Origin of the sequence: Rhizobium sp. 11_C7_N12_5, from assembly GCF_051811145.1 — a bacterium.
Taxonomy (GTDB): Bacteria; Pseudomonadota; Alphaproteobacteria; order Rhizobiales; family Rhizobiaceae; genus Rhizobium; species Rhizobium lusitanum.
Genome location: NZ_JBPWPY010000002.1, coordinates 309,386 through 324,150, shown reverse-complemented (window position 1 = coordinate 324,150; position 14,765 = coordinate 309,386). Strand labels below are relative to the sequence as shown.

Below are 14,765 nucleotides of genomic sequence, written 5' to 3'. Positions count from 1 at the left end.
AGCAAATGCCACTTCGACCCCCGCCATGGCAGCACCAATTGTCAGAAAGGGCGCGTTTATGACGCTGGTTACCTTCATCATCCCGGTTCGTCATCAGGCCAATTCGAACGATTGGCCTTCGTTGAAGAGGAGGCTGTCGCAAACGATAGCCTCGATTTCCGGACAAACCAACGGCGACTGGCGCGCCGTGATCGTTGCCAATGAGGGTGCCGATCTGCCTGACCTGCCGCCGAAATTCTCGGCAGAGCGCGTAACCTTCCCGCCAAATCAGCTGCACGATATCAACGGCGCCGACCGCGAAAAAGTCTACGACGCATTCCGTCTGGACAAGGGTCGCCGGGTGTTGGCCGGAATGCTTTCCGCCCGCGACACGCGCTTCTTCATGATCGTCGACGACGATGATTTCGTCAGCGCCAACATCGTCGAGTTCGCCGCAAAGAACGCCGATGCCAATGGCTGGAAGATCGACCGCGGTTATCTATGGAACGAAGGCGGTCGGCTGCTGCTGCATCACAACGATTTCGCCAATTTCTGCGGGACGTCGCTGATCATCCGCTCGGATCTATACCGGCTGCCGGCAACCTTCGAAGACGCCGATATCGATTACATCAAGTCGATGCTCGGCAGCCATGTGCGCATCGGCAAGATGCTGGCCGATCAAGGTCATCCGCTGGGATCGCTCCCCTTTCGCGGCGCGATCTACCGGGTCGGACACAGCGGCGCTCATAGCAAGTCCTCCAATCTGATCCGGACCCATTTTCTGAACTCATCGGTGCTTCGCCATCCACGCCAGTTCCTGGGAAATCTCACCCGTGTCCGCCCGCTAGATCGCAACCTGCGAAGTGAATTCTTCGGCGTCCGCGCAGCCGGATAAGGCACACGCGTCGCTTTCGCTCAACGAGGTCTCGATCAATGCCGGCTGATGCAACAAGACATAGATACGCCGCCCTGGACGCCATGCGCGGCCTGGCGGCATTCGCCGTTGTCGTCTACCATCTCGACAGGCCCTATGCGCCATCAGCCTATATCGCGGTCGATTTCTTCTTCGTTCTCAGCGGATTTGTGATCGCCAGAGCCTATGGCGAAAAGCTTGCCGGTGGCATGACCGTCCTGGCCTTCATGAAGGCTCGATATATACGCCTCTATCCGCTCTTTTTGATCGGCAGCGTCTTTGGCCTTGTTCAATTGTTGTTGCACTGGCAGGCCGCAGGCGTCGGGCGCGCCGATCTCTTCGCAAGCATCTTGTCGACCGTCTTCATGCTGCCTTCGCCGAGCTTCCTGACCCGTTCGGCCGGAGACCTCTGGCCGCTCTATCCGCTGAATGGGCCGGCCTGGTCGCTGTTCTGGGAGCTGCTGGCAAATCTGGTATTCGCGCTCGTGCTTTTCAGATTGAAAACGCGAACACTTATCGCCATTGCCGCTGTTTCCCTGGCGGCGCTGATCGCTTCGGTCTTCGTTCACAGGTCGCTTGACCTCGGCTGGGAATGGCATTCGGTTGATGGCGGCCTCGCCCGCGTGTTTTTCTCATTCACCCTTGGCATGATCATCTACAGGCTCCGAAGCCTTTCCGGGCTCGGGCGAACAGCAAATACCTACTTCGCCGTCCTGCCGATCGCGGCGATTTGCATTCTGTTGTTCCTGCCCACCTCTTCGCTGAAATATGCGCTGATATTCTGCATCCTGATCTCGCCGCTCATCGTCCTTGCCGGCACGATGCTTGAGCTTCCGGCCAGTTTGCAGCGGATCGGCGTTTTCCTCGGCTATCTCTCCTATCCGATCTATATGTGCCATCGCGGCTTCACCGAGATCTACGGCCATGTTTTCCGTGCGATTCAGTCGCAGCCCCTTGCCTATATTGTTCTCTATCTCGCGTTGATTTCCATCATAGCATTTGCCTCGGCGCAGCTTGCCACTCTGCTCGTCAAATATGCATCATCCTGGAAAAGCGAGACCAAGGGAGTAAGCGCCAGCACGCCCGGCGAATAGCTCTTGGCAAAGTCAGGTGTGAACGGCGGCAAGCGCGATGGCATCGGCGACTTCATCGCGCCGCTCTGAAAGATTGGCGGTCGCAACGCGCAAGTGGCTGCTGGGCAGGATGGAGAACTTGGCGCCCGGATGCACGGCTATGCCCCGCGCCGCAAGCGTCACCATCGCGAAGGGTTCGGACGAGACTGGTATCCAGGCGCACAACCCTTCTCCGTGCAACGCTTTCACACCGCGCTCGCCGAGCGCATCGATCAGACCGGCGCGGCGCTCGCGGTAGGTTTTGCGGGCATGGTCCAGGCACGCCTCAGTCGCCGCATCCCGCAGCAGCCAGGCGGCAGCCGCCTGCAGGATACGGCTGGTCCAGCCGGAACTAAAGCTGCGATAGGACTGGATCTGGTCGATGATCGCGCGCGAGCTCGAGAGCACCGCAAGGCGCAGATCCGGCCCGTGTGTTTTCGAAAATGAGAGAATATGGATGACGCGGTCGGGGAAAAGATGTCCCATGGAATGACGCGGAGCCGTCGAGATATCGGCTACACCATCGTCTTCCACGATCAGCGTGTCCTTATCGCGAAGGACGCCGGCAAGACTTGCCATGCGCGCGGGGCTGACACTTTGGCCGGTGACGGAATGTATGCGCGGCTGAAAGACGAAGGCGACCGGCCGGTACTTCAGCGCCTCCTCCAGCGAGGACGGCAGCGGCCCTTCCTCATCGCATTTTACCGGAATGATGCGGGCGCCACGATCCTCCAGAATATCCAGCAGCCGCATGCCTGTGGGATCTTCGATGGCGACCGAGGCGCCGGGCATGACGAGAGCGTTGATCAAAGTATACACGGCGTTATAGCCGCCATTGGTCGCCAGGAAGGCTTCGGGCTCATAGGGCCAGGCCTTCCTCACCTCCTCCTCCAGCTCCGGCAGGATACGGCTGCGCTCGTAACTGTTGAGGTTCTCGGCCGAGGCGCCATAGGCCATCGCCGCCTCCAGCTTCGGCAGCAGTCGGACATCGGGAACGGCTGCGGTCAGGTTCAATGCGCCGTCGCCATAGTCACCCACGCTCGCAAGACGCACCGGCTTGGCGACGAAACGATCGCCACTGACCCATGTGCCGTTCCTACCGCGCCCACTGATGATCTTCTGGCGCCTGAGCTCGCTCCAGGCCTCCGACAGCGTCGCTGGACTGATGCCGAGCGCAAAGGCCAGATCGCGGATCGGCGGCAATTTGGTGCCGACAGGCAGCGCGCCCGCGCGGATCAGCGCACTGGTTTCGATCGCAATGCCGCGAATCGTCCGATCGTTCAATTTTTCGGCAAACCACTTCGCGTCCCGATTTTCGCCCATTTCCGCGCCATCTTTTAATGTTCAATAACGTAATAACATTTGATTGACCCATATTGAACATTTACTCATCTGGAAAACAAGTTTTCTCGTGAGTGAATATCCATGCCCCTTACTCTCCGCCTTGCCCTCCGTGACTGGGACTACATGACACCGTTGGTCCTGGGTGACGTCTCCTCCCCCAAGCTCGATCTCAAGGTCGACCGAGTCGGCACGCTCATCTCGCATGTCGGCAAGAGCGATGCCTATGACGTGGCTGAAACCTCCTTCAGCCGCTATACACAATTGCGCATCGACGGCGACGAGAGCGTCGTCGGCATCCCGAATTTCATCATGCGCGGTTTCCGCCACCGCTGCGTCATCACCACCAAGGACAGTCCGATCACGACCTTTGGGCAATTGGCCGGCAAGCGCATCGGCGTCACCGGCTGGCGCGACTCGGGCAATACCTGGACGCGCGCAGCGCTCCGCCGTGAAGGCGTCGGTGTCGAGGACGCCATGTGGTATGCCGGTCGCCTCACCGAAGCTCATCCAATCGTCGACCGTCTCGATGGCTTCGGCCGTCCCGGCCGTATCGAGCCAGCCCCCCGCGAGAGGCCGATGGTCGACCTTCTGAAAGAAGGCGGGCTCGACGCGATCTTCACGCCCTTCATGCCGGACGGCTATTTCGCCGGCGGCTCCGCTTTCCGCCAGGTCCTTTCGGATTTCCGCAGCGCCGAGCGTCGCTACTTCGATGAAGTGGGCTATGTACCGGGTATGCACCTGATCGGATTGAAGGCCGAAATCGTCGCCGAACATCCCTGGGTGATTGGCGAGCTGAGTGCGTTGATCGATGAATCGCAGCGCGTGTGGCTGAGCAAGCGGCGGAAATATGCCGACACGACGCCCTTCATGCTCGACGAACTGCTGAAATCGGCGGCCGAGCTGCCGGAGGGCTGGAATGCGAGCGGCTTTGCGGCCAATCGCAAGATGATCACAGATTTCGCCGGCGAGTTGCATGTGCAGGGGATCCTGCCGCGACTGATGACGCCGGAAGAACTCTTTCCGTTCGACGTCGACGGCAGCCGGACGAGCGCGGCGTAACCATCGACTGAGACTGAAAAATGCAAAGCAAAAAAGGGGAACACATATGTCGCTGAAGAAAATGACCTACCTTGCCGTGGCAAGCCTGATGATCTCGGGTTCCGCCTTTGCAGAGGACGCGAGCTTGCCGAAACTCTCGGTCAACGCGGACCTGCATGCCAAGCTGCCGGAAGCTCTACGGACCTCCGGCAAGATGATCTCCGTCAATAATGGTTCATTCCCTCCCTATGAAATCGTAACCGGCACCAAGCTCACCGGCGCCAGTGCCGATCTGACCGATGCTATCGGCGAGATCCTCGGGGTCAAAATCGAGCATGAGAGCGTCAGCGGCCTGCCCGCCATCCTCGCAGGCATCAATTCCGGCCGCTATCAGTTTGCCTTCGGTCCGATCGGCGATTTCAAGAGCCGCGAGGAAGCCAATGATTTCGTCGACTGGGTGCAGGAATTCGTTGTCTTCGCCGTCCAGAAGGGCAATCCAAAGGCCATTACCTCGCTCGACAGCGCCTGTGGCCAACGCATCGCCGTCATGGCTGGCGGATCGGCCGAAAAGGTGATCCAGGCCCAGGCCGAGAAATGCAAGACCGATGGCAAGGGCGCGATCGAGATCCAGTCCTTCACCGATCAGCCAAGCTCGATCCTCGCCGTCCGCTCCAAGCGCTCCGATGCCTTCTTCTCGTCGCAGGCACCGCTCACCTATTTCGTATCGCAGGCAAACGGCCAGCTGGAACTGACCGGCGTCGGCCAGAAGAACGGCTTCGAAGACCTCTATCAGGGCGCCGTGGTGCCGAAGGGCTCGCCGCTCGGGCCCGTTCTCAAGGATGCCGTCAAGCTTCTGATTGATAATGGCACCTATGCCGCCATCATGAAGAAATGGGGCCTTGAGAACAACATGATCAAGGAACCGGGTATCAATCTTGGCGGGACGTTGCCGAAATGAGCACGAACACCGGAGACATCGCATCGCCGTCCGGCGATGCGGCTGAGCGGGATGTAGCGAATGCCCATAAACCGTTCCCGAAGGGCCGCGTTGCGGCCTGGATCGTCACGCTTGCGATCGCCGCCTATTTCGCCTGGTCGGTCGCCAACAACGAGAATTTCGGCTGGCACGTCGTCGGCCAGTATTTCTTCGATCCCGTCGTCATCAGCGGCCTTTATGTCTCGCTTGGCCTGACTGTCGTCGCCATGGCGTTCGGCATCGTCCTCGGCCTGCTGCTGGCGGTCGCCCGCTTGTCTAAGGATGGGCTCGCAAGCTCGCTCGCCTCCCTGTTCATCTGGTTCTTCCGCGGCACGCCGCTGCTCGTGCAGCTGATCTTCTGGTATAATCTCTCGACGCTTTTTCCGACGCTGTCGATCGGCATTCCCTTCGGCCCAACCTTCGTCAGCTGGGACACGAATTCCGTCATCAGCCCGATGACGGCGGCCATCGCCGGTCTCGCGCTCAATGAAGCTGCCTATATGGCGGAGATCATCCGCGGCGGCCTTCTCTCGGTCGACAGGGGCCAGTTCGAAACGGCCGAAGCCTTCGGCATGACCCGGGCCCGCGCGCTCCGCCGCATCATTATCCCGCAGGCGATGCGCTCCATCGTGCCGCCAACGGGCAATCAGCTCATCAGCATGATCAAGGCGACCTCGCTCGTCAGCGTCATCGCCATGGCCGACCTGCTCTATTCCGTGCAGTCGATCTACAACCGCACCTTCGAAGTCGTCCCGATGCTGCTTGTAGCCGTCCTCTGGTACCTGCTGATCACGTCGGTGCTGAACATCGGCCAGAGCTATATCGAGCGCTACTATAGCCGCAGCGACCGCCGCACCGGCACTGCCACAGCAGCAAAGGATGACACTCCGATGCTGATTCCGGCACAGGAGGCGGGCCAATGAACGCCAACGTCAACCTGCCGCCGCTCGTGCGCGCCCGCAATGTCCACAAGTCCTTCGAGCATCTCGAAGTGCTGAAGGGCATCGACCTCGATGTCGCGCCAGGCGAGGTGGTCGTCATCCTCGGCCCTTCCGGCTCCGGCAAATCCACCTTCCTGCGCTGCATCAACCATCTGGAATCGATCAATCGCGGTTCGATCGAAGTGGATGGAGAACAGATCGGCTACCGCATGCACAAGGGCCGCCTCGTGCAGCTCTCCAACCACGCGATTGCGCTGCAGCGGCGCAAGATCGGCATGGTGTTCCAGCAGTTCAACCTCTATCCGCATATGACGGCCCTGCAGAACATCATCGAAGCACCGGTCGGCATCCACGGCGAAAGCCGGAAGCAGGCGACGGACAATGCGCGGGCACTGCTCGACCGTGTCGGCCTTTCAGCCAAGGCCGACAACTATCCGCGACAGCTATCCGGCGGCCAGCAGCAGCGCGTGGCAATTGCAAGAGCGCTGGCGATCAAGCCGAAGCTGATGCTGTTCGATGAGCCGACCTCGGCGCTCGATCCGGAACTCGTCGGCGAAGTGCTGGCAACCATGCGCGATCTCGCCAGCCAGGGCCTGACGATGATCGTCGTCACCCACGAGATCGGCTTTGCCCGCGAAGCTGCCGACCGGGTCGTCTTCATGGATGGCGGCAAGATCGTCGAGCAGGGCAAGCCGGAGGATGTCATTGGCAATCCGCAGCATCCCCGCACCAGAAGCTTCCTGTCGCGCTTTATCTAGCGCGACGGCATTCGATCCCCTTTAAAGCCGCCCCGCCGAGGCTGGACGGCGGCTCTAGCGAACCATTGGAACAGCCATGACCCTCGACAACGATTTCGCCCGCCTGTCGGATTTCGAGCCGATGAAGGCCGAATTGATCGGCATCCGGCAGCACTTTCACGCCAATCCCGAGCTTTCCTTCGAGGAGGCGGAAACCGCCTGCTTCGTCGCCGAAAAACTGGAAGCCTGGGGTTACGAGGTGACGCGCAATGTCGGCGGCCATGGTGTCGTCGCCCGGCTGACGGCCGGGGCCGGCAAGAAGAGCATCGCCATCCGCGCCGACATGGACGCCCTGCCCATCACCGAGCAGACGGGTCGCCCCTATGCCAGCAGGACGCCGGGAAAGATGCACGCCTGCGGCCATGACGGCCATACGACCATGCTGCTGGGCGCTGCCGAATATCTCGCCCGCACCCGCCGCTTCAACGGGACGGTGAACCTGATCTTCCAACCAGCCGAGGAAGCAGGCGCCTTAAGCGGCGCTCCGGCGATGATCAAAGACGGGCTGTTCGAGCGCTTTCCTTTCGACGCCATCTTCGGCCTGCACAATCATCCCGGCGCGCCGGAAGGCACCTGGCTGATACGTTCGGGACCGCTGATGGCGGCGGCGGATACGGCCGAGATCACCATAACCGGCAAGGGGGGCCATGCCTCTCGCCCGCACCTGACCATCGATCCGGTCGTAGTCGCCTGCAACCTCGTCGTCAGCCTGCAGTCGGTCGTCTCCCGCAGCATCGACCCGACGCAGACGGCCGTCGTCACCGTCGGCTCCATCCATGCCGGCGAAGCGTCAAATGTCATTCCCGAGAGTGCCAGGATGCTGCTCAGCATCCGCTCTTTCGATCCGAAGATACGCGAGCTCCTCGAAGCCCGAATCCGCAAGCTGGCGCAATCCGTTGCCGAAGGCTATGGCGCCAGCGTCGAGGTCGACTATGCCCACGGCCATCCCGTCGTCGTCAATTCCGAGAAGGAAACCGAATTCGCGCGCATGGTGGCAGAAGAGCTCGTGGGCGCCGACAAGGTCGCCACATGCAGCCTCATTCCCGGCAGCGAGGATTTCTCCCACTATCTGGAACACAAGCCCGGCAGCTTCCTGCGCCTCGGCAACGGCGTCAATTCCGCAATCCTGCACAGCGCCAAATATGACTTCGCCGATGAAAGCCTCACCGTCGGCGCCGCCATGTGGGCGCGACTGACCGAGCGCTATCTCGACGCCTAGGCAACATTGCGAACCTGCCCAGACTCTCGCAGCGGATCGGCCCTGACCATTGGTCGGGGCTGATCGATATCCAGATGCGAGATGATGGAAAAAGTGTCGGCAACAGGCGCCGTCAGAGGGACACCGTCATGTCAAAGCGATCCCTCGAAACCCGTCACTTATCCAGGGATCCGAGACTATCGGACGTGGCCGGTGCCGTGTTCTCAGGGGTCTCCGTCTGCAGCCCGGTCTTCAGCTGCGAGTCATGAGACTGCATCAGCCGCCATTCGCTTTCCAGACGATCAATCACATCCGTAGGAATCTCATTTCTTACGTTTTCGAACTCTTGCATCACGACCTCCATTGCCATGCGATAATGGCATGACATGGAAGAGATTCTTTGTAAATCAATGCATTAAAAAATTTAAACGATTAAAATTACTTTAATCGTTTGAAATCCTTTCGCTTGTGGACAACGGCTCTATCCTGATCGAACTTCAGTCAATTCCATTCATAAAGCCGCTCATTTCAGAGCAGAATCATTCGCCTTGTCCGCCGCAAAGGCGCCATTGCTGTTACGAAGCGCCGATGGCTGCCTTCGAGCGTCGAACTCGAAATCCTGTGCGCGCCAGATCGAATCGTGCTGCTCGCGCATGGCATCGGCCGATTGGCGAACGACCTCGGAAATCCGCGTGAGCTGCTTGGCCAAGGGGCTCGTCTTGCGCCAGATCATGCCGATCGTTCGTGACGGTTGCGGACTTTGGAAACGCACGGCCGACACCGATGCCGAGCGTGTCTCCACCGCCACCGCCATCTCCGGTATCAACGTGACGCCGATGCCGGCGCTGACCATCTGCACCAGCGTCGAGAGCGAACTGCCGTCCATAAGCTCTCGTGGGAGCGCCGACTGTATATTACAGAAAGATAGGGCCTGATCGCGAAAGCAATGGCCTTCCTCCAACAGCAGCAAGCGCATTTCGCGCAGCGCTTCCCGATTGGGCACCGGCTTGCCTTCGTCCTCGCTCGGTCGCACCAGCACAAAGTTTTCCGCAAACAGCGCGACCTCTGTCAAGGTCGGTTCGGAAACAGGCAGCGCGACGATGGCCGTGTCGAGCCGGCCTTCCGCCAGTTCCTCGACCAGCTTCGACGTCAGCGTCTCGCGCACATGAATGTCCAGGCCGTCATACAGGCTGGTGAGATTGCCGATGATGGTGGGCAGCAGATAGGGCGCGACCGTTGGGATCACGCCGATCCGCAGCCTCCCGACTGGCTGGTTATGGGAAGCGCGCGCCAGATCCCCCAGTTCGTCCACCGAGCGCAGAATATTGCGAACGCGCACGGCGAATGCCTCTCCAAAATTGGTCAACCGAACCTGGCGCGCGCCCCTCTCGAAGAGGTCGGTGCCGAGCTGCTCCTCCAGTTCCTTGATCTGCATCGACAAGGCGGGCTGGGAGATTGCACAGACATCGGCCGCGCGCCCGAAGTGACCATGCTTTGCCAGGGCTTCGAAATAGCGAAGCTGCTTGAGGGTGAGATTTGTCATAACTTTACCTTATCGCACCGATCAGGAAATCCAACTTAAATTAATGGAACGGCTTGGCTATAGTGCGCAAGGCGAATACGAGATGTCGCCGCATGTCATACCAAGCTCACATTGGGAGCATTGACTGCAAGAGCTCATCGATGCCCGGGTCGGTCGAAAACCTGGGCGTCGGGATTGGTCTGCTTCCGGACGGTCCGCTTCGCGGGAGGTCAGAATAACGAGAGATTCCATGCGCATGACATGTCGTCATCGCGCCGAACACGAAACCCAATTGCTGCCCAAGAGGTGACGACACCTCCACCGGGCGGCGCAGTTCAAGCCATCATAAGGGAGAAAATTATGGATACAAAAGTTGAAAACGCTGGCAAATGTCCGTTTCCGCACGGCAACACAAGCGTCTCGGCCAGATCGAATCGCGACTGGTGGCCGAACCAGCTGAACCTTAGGATTCTCCATCAGGGCTCTTCCCTGTCGAACCCGCTGGACAAGGCGTTCAATTATGCCGAGGAATTCAAGAAGCTCGACCTGAATGCGCTCAAGCAGGACCTCTTCGCCCTGATGACGGATTCGCAGGATTGGTGGCCGGCCGATTTCGGCCATTACGGCCCGCTCTTCATCCGCATGGCCTGGCACAGCGCCGGCACCTACCGCACCGGCGACGGCCGCGGCGGCGCCTCCTCCGGCACGCAGCGCTTCGCACCGCTCAACAGCTGGCCGGATAACGTCAACCTCGACAAGGCCCGCCGCCTGCTCTGGCCGATCAAGCAGAAATACGGCAACCGCATCTCCTGGGCCGACCTCATGATCCTTACCGGCAACTGCGCGCTGGAATCCATGGGCTTCAAGACCTTCGGTTTCGGCGGCGGCCGCGATGACGTCTGGGAACCGGAAGAAGACATTTATTGGGGTGCGGAAGACACTTGGCTCGGCGACAAGCGCTACAGCGGCGACCGTGACCTCGAAAATCCGCTCGCAGCGGTGCAGATGGGCCTCATCTACGTCAATCCGGAAGGCCCGAACGGCAACCCTGATCCGCTCGCGGCTGCCCGCGACATCCGCGAGACCTTTGCCCGCATGGCGATGAACGACGAGGAAACCGTCGCCCTCATCGCCGGCGGTCATACCTTCGGCAAGACGCATGGTGCCGGTGATGCCGCTCATGTCGGCCCCGAGCCGGAAGCTGCCGGCATAGAAGAACAGGGCCTCGGCTGGAAGAGCAGCTTCCGTAGCGGCAAGGGCGGCGACGCGATTGGCAGCGGTCTGGAAGTGACCTGGACCTCAACTCCGACCAAGTGGAGCAACAACTTCTTCTGGAACCTGTTCGGCTACGACTGGGAATTGACGAAGAGCCCGGCCGGTGCGCACCAGTGGACCCCGAAGCATGGCGCAGGCGCCAACTCGGTGCCGGACGCACACGACAGCTCCAAGCGTCACGCCCCGGCCATGCTGACCACGGACCTCGCCCTGCGCTTCGACCCCGCCTACGAGAAGATCTCCCGGCGCTTCTTCGAGAACCCGGATCAATTCGCGGACGCTTTCGCCCGCGCCTGGTTCAAGCTGACGCATCGCGACATGGGTCCGCGCGCCCGCTATCTCGGCCCGGAAGTTCCGACGGAAGAGCTCATCTGGCAGGATCCGGTCCCGGCCGCTAATCATGCCCTGATCGACGCCAACGATATCGACGCGCTCAAGGGCGAGATTGCTGCATCGGGCCTCACCATCCCGCAGCTGGTTTCGACCGCTTGGGCTTCGGCTTCGACCTTCCGCGGTTCCGATAAGCGCGGCGGTGCAAACGGTGCCCGTATTCGCCTTGCGCCGCAAAAGGATTGGGAGGCCAACCAGCCGGCCCAGCTTGCATCCGTGCTCCAGATGCTGGAAGGCATCCAGAAGAAGTTCAACGATGCGCACGCCGGCGGCAAGCAGGTCTCGCTCGCCGATCTGATCGTCCTCGGCGGGTCCGTCGCCATCGAACAGGCTGCGAAGAAGGCCGGGCACGATGTGGTCGTGCCCTTTACGCCGGGCCGGACCGACGCATCGCAGGAACAGACGGATGTCGAAGCCTTTGCCATTCTCGAGCCGATCGCGGACGGGTTCCGCAACTATCAGAGGGGCGTATACACCGTTTCCTCCGAAGAGCTGCTGATCGACAAGGCGCAGTTGCTGACGCTGACGGCACCTGAAATGACCGTCCTCGTCGGCGGCCTGCGCGCACTGAACGCCAATGTCGGACAGACCCAGCATGGCGTCTTCACCAAGCGCCCCGAGGCATTGACCAACGACTTCTTCGTAAACCTGCTCGACATGAGCACGGAGTGGAAGGCGGTTTCGGATGCCAAGGACGTATTCGAAGGACGCGACCGCGCAACCGGCGACGTGAAGTGGACCGGCACCCGCGTCGATCTCGTCTTCGGCTCCAACTCGCAGCTGCGCGCGATCGCCGAGGTCTACGGACAGGGCGATGCCCAGCAGAAATTCGTGCGGGACTTCGTGGCAGCCTGGACCAAGGTGATGAACGCTGATCGCTTCGACATCGCCTGATGTGAAGTAGAAGCATGCTCGGACGCGGCCAAGTTCAGGTCGCGTCCGAATATCGCATCGTGACTATCTTCGAAATTATCCCGGCAGATCGATTTCCTCGCGGCACATCCACGGCTTCAAACCATGAAGCGGACTGGAATGTTATGTTTTGGTACCCGCCAGATCAGCCCGGTACGGCAGCAGCGTCCTGGCGTCTGCCTCTTTCAATCCACGCATTCAACCGCGCGCGCGCTGGCTGTTCGACCAGATGGTAGCTGGCTGCCGCGCAGCAAATAGCCAGGACCAACGCGATAGGCTTCGGCAGCAGATCTTGTAGCATGGCGATATGGAACGGCTGTTGCCATAAATAGAGCGAGAAGGACATTCGCCCGATTTGCCGGATGACGGAGCCTTTGAACAGCGCTCGGGAAAGACGGGTAGAGTCCCCGATTGCGCAAACAGCGATCGCCAATAGCAAAGTTTTTGCACCGAAGAACAGCCACGCGACATCGCCGAACAGGCGCGCAACCAGACCACCGAAAAGTGCCAACGGCATTATCCACCTTATCGCCGGCCTTTTGAGGCGCTCACCAAATAGCAGGAAGACTGCCGCCGAAATCAGCATGGGCGCCGCAGCCACGTCGGTTGGCCAGAAGACGATAAACGGATCCCGCCCATAGATGTCATATTGCACAATGCCGTTAGCGAGCGCCGCAAGGCCCAATGCAAGAATGGTGAGCCCGATGAACCGAACAGCGGCTCCGCGAAGCAGCAAGGCCATGAGGGCAAGCAACACATAGCTATGCTCCTCGACGCATAATGACCAGATATGATCAAAAACCGGTATGAAGGTGCGACTTTCGATGATGACGTAGTTCAATGTGAAAGTGAGCGCGGACAAGACGCCGGTGACGCCGGGTGCCAGCGGCGTTTGGGAAAGGAGGACAGCGCTTGCAAGCACGAAGGCCAACAAAGCGGGATAGACCCGGCTGAAACGACGGAGGAAGAAAAGCCGCAGGGGCATTTTCCTTACAAAGAGAATTTCAGCCATGAGGCGGCCTGAAAGGACGAAGAAAAGGTCAACGCCAGCCGATCCGAGATCGGGAAGATAGCTGTCACCGCCAAAGTGCCCGATGAGCACCAGCAAGACAGCAAGTCCGCGCCAGCCGTCAAGTGCCGGAATATGAAGTTGCTTTTGAATTTCGGACATCAAAGGCTGCCGGATTGTTCATCTCTAGCGCCACCTTAAGATGTCCATATTAATAGATTTGGCATGCTCCACTATCCAAGATAAGCAAAATACCTCCTGGGAGAGAGTCTTCTCATTGCACAAATCCCGGACAGGCTTGGCTTACAAGGGCATAGCAACCTATTTCGCTGACTTTGATTGCAGGCAATGAGTGTCGAGATCATTGCCTGCAGTCTTAGCCGATCAGAGCAGGGCAGTTTGGCCTATACGACGGCGAAAGCAGCCATGCGCGAGGACGCATCGGCACGATTGCGTCGCCGGTGCCAATCATCAGGTCAGCCGGCTGGGCGCAATTGCAGGCGCGAAACGCCGGCCGCGACATTCAGCCCGGTTCCTGCCTCGGCACTCAGCGGCTGCAGCGCGAAATTCTTCGAGTTGCCGCCGACGAGGGCGTTGGCACCGAGACCGAGACCGACGGAAGCGCCGGCGGAAGCGCCGACATAGGTGCCGGCCAAAGCGCCTTCACCGACGCGGGTTGGTGCGGTATTGACGACGATCCAGCTGAGATACGTCTTGCGGGTGACCCCGATGTCGATACCAAGCTTGCCGATCGTACCCGTGTAGCGTTCGACCTTGCCTGTTCGCTGCTTGAAGGTGCAACTGATGTCCTTGCTGGATCCGATAATCATGCCGACGCCGCCCGCAACCTCGCAGGACAGCGTTCCAAGACGCTGCTTTGGCTCGGAGGCAACCTGCACTGGCTGCTTTTTGGGATGATGCGTGCTGGCGGCCGAAGCCACCGAGCCAAGAGCAACGGAAATGACCGCTGCCGCGATGATGATCTTTTTCATGACTTATCCTTTGGCGGTTTGAGCGCCGCGGTCAGCCCGGCCCGCGGCCCGGAGGTCGATGCACCGATCTCGGACCGGCCGGGCGGTCCTCGATCTGTGTGGAGGACGATATGGTTGATGATCCGAAGCCCGGCATATTCGCCGGCAATCGAGAGCGCCCGCTCACGCGCCTCATCGGATGGCGCGTCGCCCGACAGAACAATCGCGCCCTCTACGGCGCTAACGTCGATATGCGCATCTTCCAGCCCATCGGCATAGGCAATCAAGCAGCGGATGGCCGCGCAGGTCGCGCAGCTATCCGACGAAATCGTCAGCGATGAGAGCCTGGCTAGAAAGAGCATCGGAAAGCCTCGGCGAGATCGAAAGA

14 protein-coding genes are annotated in these 14,765 nt (G+C 60.1%); 8 read left to right on the top strand and 6 right to left on the bottom strand.

Going from position 1 to position 14,765, the window contains the following annotated elements; all coding sequences use genetic code 11:
* Positions 1-58: 58 nt before the first annotated feature.
* Both AB8B29_RS20670 and AB8B29_RS20665 read left to right on the top strand, forming a co-directional pair.
* Positions 59-874, top strand: a complete 816-nt coding sequence (locus AB8B29_RS20670; RefSeq protein WP_037192531.1) for a hypothetical protein — start codon at positions 59-61, stop codon at positions 872-874.
* A 38-nt stretch (positions 875-912) separates the two neighbouring features.
* On the top strand, positions 913-1,986 hold the full coding sequence (locus tag AB8B29_RS20665) for an acyltransferase family protein (RefSeq protein ID WP_037192533.1): 1,074 nt from the start codon (positions 913-915) through the stop codon (positions 1,984-1,986).
* Positions 1,987-1,998: 12 nt separating this feature from the next.
* Here AB8B29_RS20665 and AB8B29_RS20660 read toward each other — a convergent pair whose 3' ends face one another.
* Complete coding sequence (locus AB8B29_RS20660) at positions 1,999-3,327, bottom strand: PLP-dependent aminotransferase family protein (RefSeq protein ID WP_037192535.1); 1,329 nt, start codon at positions 3,325-3,327, stop codon at positions 1,999-2,001.
* 102 nt (positions 3,328-3,429) lie between these two features.
* Between AB8B29_RS20660 and AB8B29_RS20655 the strand changes: the two genes are divergently transcribed.
* The 5 genes from AB8B29_RS20655 (at position 3,430) to AB8B29_RS20635 (ending at position 8,319) form a co-directional block, all read left to right on the top strand.
* Positions 3,430-4,407 (top strand): nitrate ABC transporter substrate-binding protein, encoded by a 978-nt coding sequence (locus tag AB8B29_RS20655; protein ID WP_037192538.1) that lies wholly within the window; start codon positions 3,430-3,432, stop codon positions 4,405-4,407.
* A 46-nt stretch (positions 4,408-4,453) separates the two neighbouring features.
* Complete coding sequence (locus AB8B29_RS20650; RefSeq protein ID WP_037192540.1) at positions 4,454-5,344, top strand: ABC transporter substrate-binding protein; 891 nt, start codon at positions 4,454-4,456, stop codon at positions 5,342-5,344.
* Positions 5,341-6,285, top strand: coding sequence for an amino acid ABC transporter permease (locus tag AB8B29_RS20645; RefSeq protein ID WP_037192542.1), 945 nt, complete (start codon positions 5,341-5,343; stop codon positions 6,283-6,285). Before AB8B29_RS20650 ends, AB8B29_RS20645 begins: the two co-directional genes overlap by 4 nt.
* Positions 6,282-7,061 carry an amino acid ABC transporter ATP-binding protein gene (locus tag AB8B29_RS20640; RefSeq protein ID WP_037192544.1) on the top strand — a complete coding sequence of 260 codons (780 nt, stop codon included), beginning with the start codon at positions 6,282-6,284 and terminating at the stop codon, positions 7,059-7,061. The genes AB8B29_RS20645 and AB8B29_RS20640 overlap by 4 nt, the downstream gene beginning before the upstream one ends.
* A gap of 76 nt (positions 7,062-7,137) precedes the next feature.
* Positions 7,138-8,319, top strand: a complete 1,182-nt coding sequence (locus tag AB8B29_RS20635; protein WP_037192546.1) for a M20 aminoacylase family protein — start codon at positions 7,138-7,140, stop codon at positions 8,317-8,319.
* A gap of 154 nt (positions 8,320-8,473) precedes the next feature.
* Here AB8B29_RS20635 and AB8B29_RS20630 read toward each other — a convergent pair whose 3' ends face one another.
* Together AB8B29_RS20630 and AB8B29_RS20625 are read right to left on the bottom strand one after the other, a co-directional pair.
* A complete protein-coding gene (locus AB8B29_RS20630) occupies positions 8,474-8,650 on the bottom strand; it encodes a hypothetical protein (RefSeq protein WP_167669541.1) in 177 nt (58 codons plus the stop codon).
* 171 nt (positions 8,651-8,821) lie between these two features.
* Positions 8,822-9,841 (bottom strand): hydrogen peroxide-inducible genes activator, encoded by a 1,020-nt coding sequence (locus AB8B29_RS20625; protein ID WP_051963306.1) that lies wholly within the window; start codon positions 9,839-9,841, stop codon positions 8,822-8,824.
* Between the two features lie 339 nt (positions 9,842-10,180).
* Between AB8B29_RS20625 and katG the strand changes: the two genes are divergently transcribed.
* Positions 10,181-12,379, top strand: coding sequence for a catalase/peroxidase HPI (gene katG, locus AB8B29_RS20620; RefSeq protein WP_047638418.1), 2,199 nt, complete (start codon positions 10,181-10,183; stop codon positions 12,377-12,379).
* A 163-nt stretch (positions 12,380-12,542) separates the two neighbouring features.
* On the opposite strand, the gene AB8B29_RS20615 is transcribed toward katG, so the two are convergent.
* The 3 genes from AB8B29_RS20615 to AB8B29_RS20605 all read right to left on the bottom strand — a co-directional run bounded on the left by AB8B29_RS20615 (position 12,543) and on the right by AB8B29_RS20605 (position 14,739).
* Positions 12,543-13,568 carry an acyltransferase family protein gene (locus tag AB8B29_RS20615; protein ID WP_047638417.1) on the bottom strand — a complete coding sequence of 342 codons (1,026 nt, stop codon included), beginning with the start codon at positions 13,566-13,568 and terminating at the stop codon, positions 12,543-12,545.
* Positions 13,569-13,882: 314 nt separating this feature from the next.
* The gene (locus tag AB8B29_RS20610) at positions 13,883-14,398 is read right to left on the bottom strand and encodes a DUF992 domain-containing protein (RefSeq protein WP_037192556.1); all 516 of its coding nucleotides are present in this window, start codon (positions 14,396-14,398) and stop codon (positions 13,883-13,885) included.
* A complete protein-coding gene (locus AB8B29_RS20605; protein WP_080760456.1) occupies positions 14,395-14,739 on the bottom strand; it encodes a BON domain-containing protein in 345 nt (114 codons plus the stop codon). Before AB8B29_RS20605 ends, AB8B29_RS20610 begins: the two co-directional genes overlap by 4 nt.
* Positions 14,740-14,765: the final 26 nt, after the last annotated feature.

Excerpts from the sequence above, each read along its gene's own strand:
- AB8B29_RS20670 (WP_037192531.1), top strand. The coding sequence starts at position 59 with ATGACGCTGGTTACCTTCATCATCCCGGTTCGTCATCAGGCCAATTCG.
- AB8B29_RS20665 (WP_037192533.1), top strand. The coding sequence starts at position 913 with ATGCCGGCTGATGCAACAAGACATAGATACGCCGCCCTGGACGCCATG.
- AB8B29_RS20660 (WP_037192535.1), bottom strand. The coding sequence starts at position 3,327 with ATGGGCGAAAATCGGGACGCGAAGTGGTTTGCCGAAAAATTGAACGAT.
- AB8B29_RS20655 (WP_037192538.1), top strand. The coding sequence starts at position 3,430 with ATGCCCCTTACTCTCCGCCTTGCCCTCCGTGACTGGGACTACATGACA.
- AB8B29_RS20650 (WP_037192540.1), top strand. The coding sequence starts at position 4,454 with ATGTCGCTGAAGAAAATGACCTACCTTGCCGTGGCAAGCCTGATGATC.
- AB8B29_RS20645 (WP_037192542.1), top strand. The coding sequence starts at position 5,341 with ATGAGCACGAACACCGGAGACATCGCATCGCCGTCCGGCGATGCGGCT.
- AB8B29_RS20640 (WP_037192544.1), top strand. The coding sequence starts at position 6,282 with ATGAACGCCAACGTCAACCTGCCGCCGCTCGTGCGCGCCCGCAATGTC.
- AB8B29_RS20635 (WP_037192546.1), top strand. The coding sequence starts at position 7,138 with ATGACCCTCGACAACGATTTCGCCCGCCTGTCGGATTTCGAGCCGATG.
- AB8B29_RS20630 (WP_167669541.1), bottom strand. The coding sequence starts at position 8,650 with ATGCAAGAGTTCGAAAACGTAAGAAATGAGATTCCTACGGATGTGATT.
- AB8B29_RS20625 (WP_051963306.1), bottom strand. The coding sequence starts at position 9,841 with ATGACAAATCTCACCCTCAAGCAGCTTCGCTATTTCGAAGCCCTGGCA.
- katG (WP_047638418.1), top strand. The coding sequence starts at position 10,181 with ATGGATACAAAAGTTGAAAACGCTGGCAAATGTCCGTTTCCGCACGGC.
- AB8B29_RS20615 (WP_047638417.1), bottom strand. The coding sequence starts at position 13,568 with ATGTCCGAAATTCAAAAGCAACTTCATATTCCGGCACTTGACGGCTGG.
- AB8B29_RS20610 (WP_037192556.1), bottom strand. The coding sequence starts at position 14,398 with ATGAAAAAGATCATCATCGCGGCAGCGGTCATTTCCGTTGCTCTTGGC.
- AB8B29_RS20605 (WP_080760456.1), bottom strand. The coding sequence starts at position 14,739 with ATGCTCTTTCTAGCCAGGCTCTCATCGCTGACGATTTCGTCGGATAGC.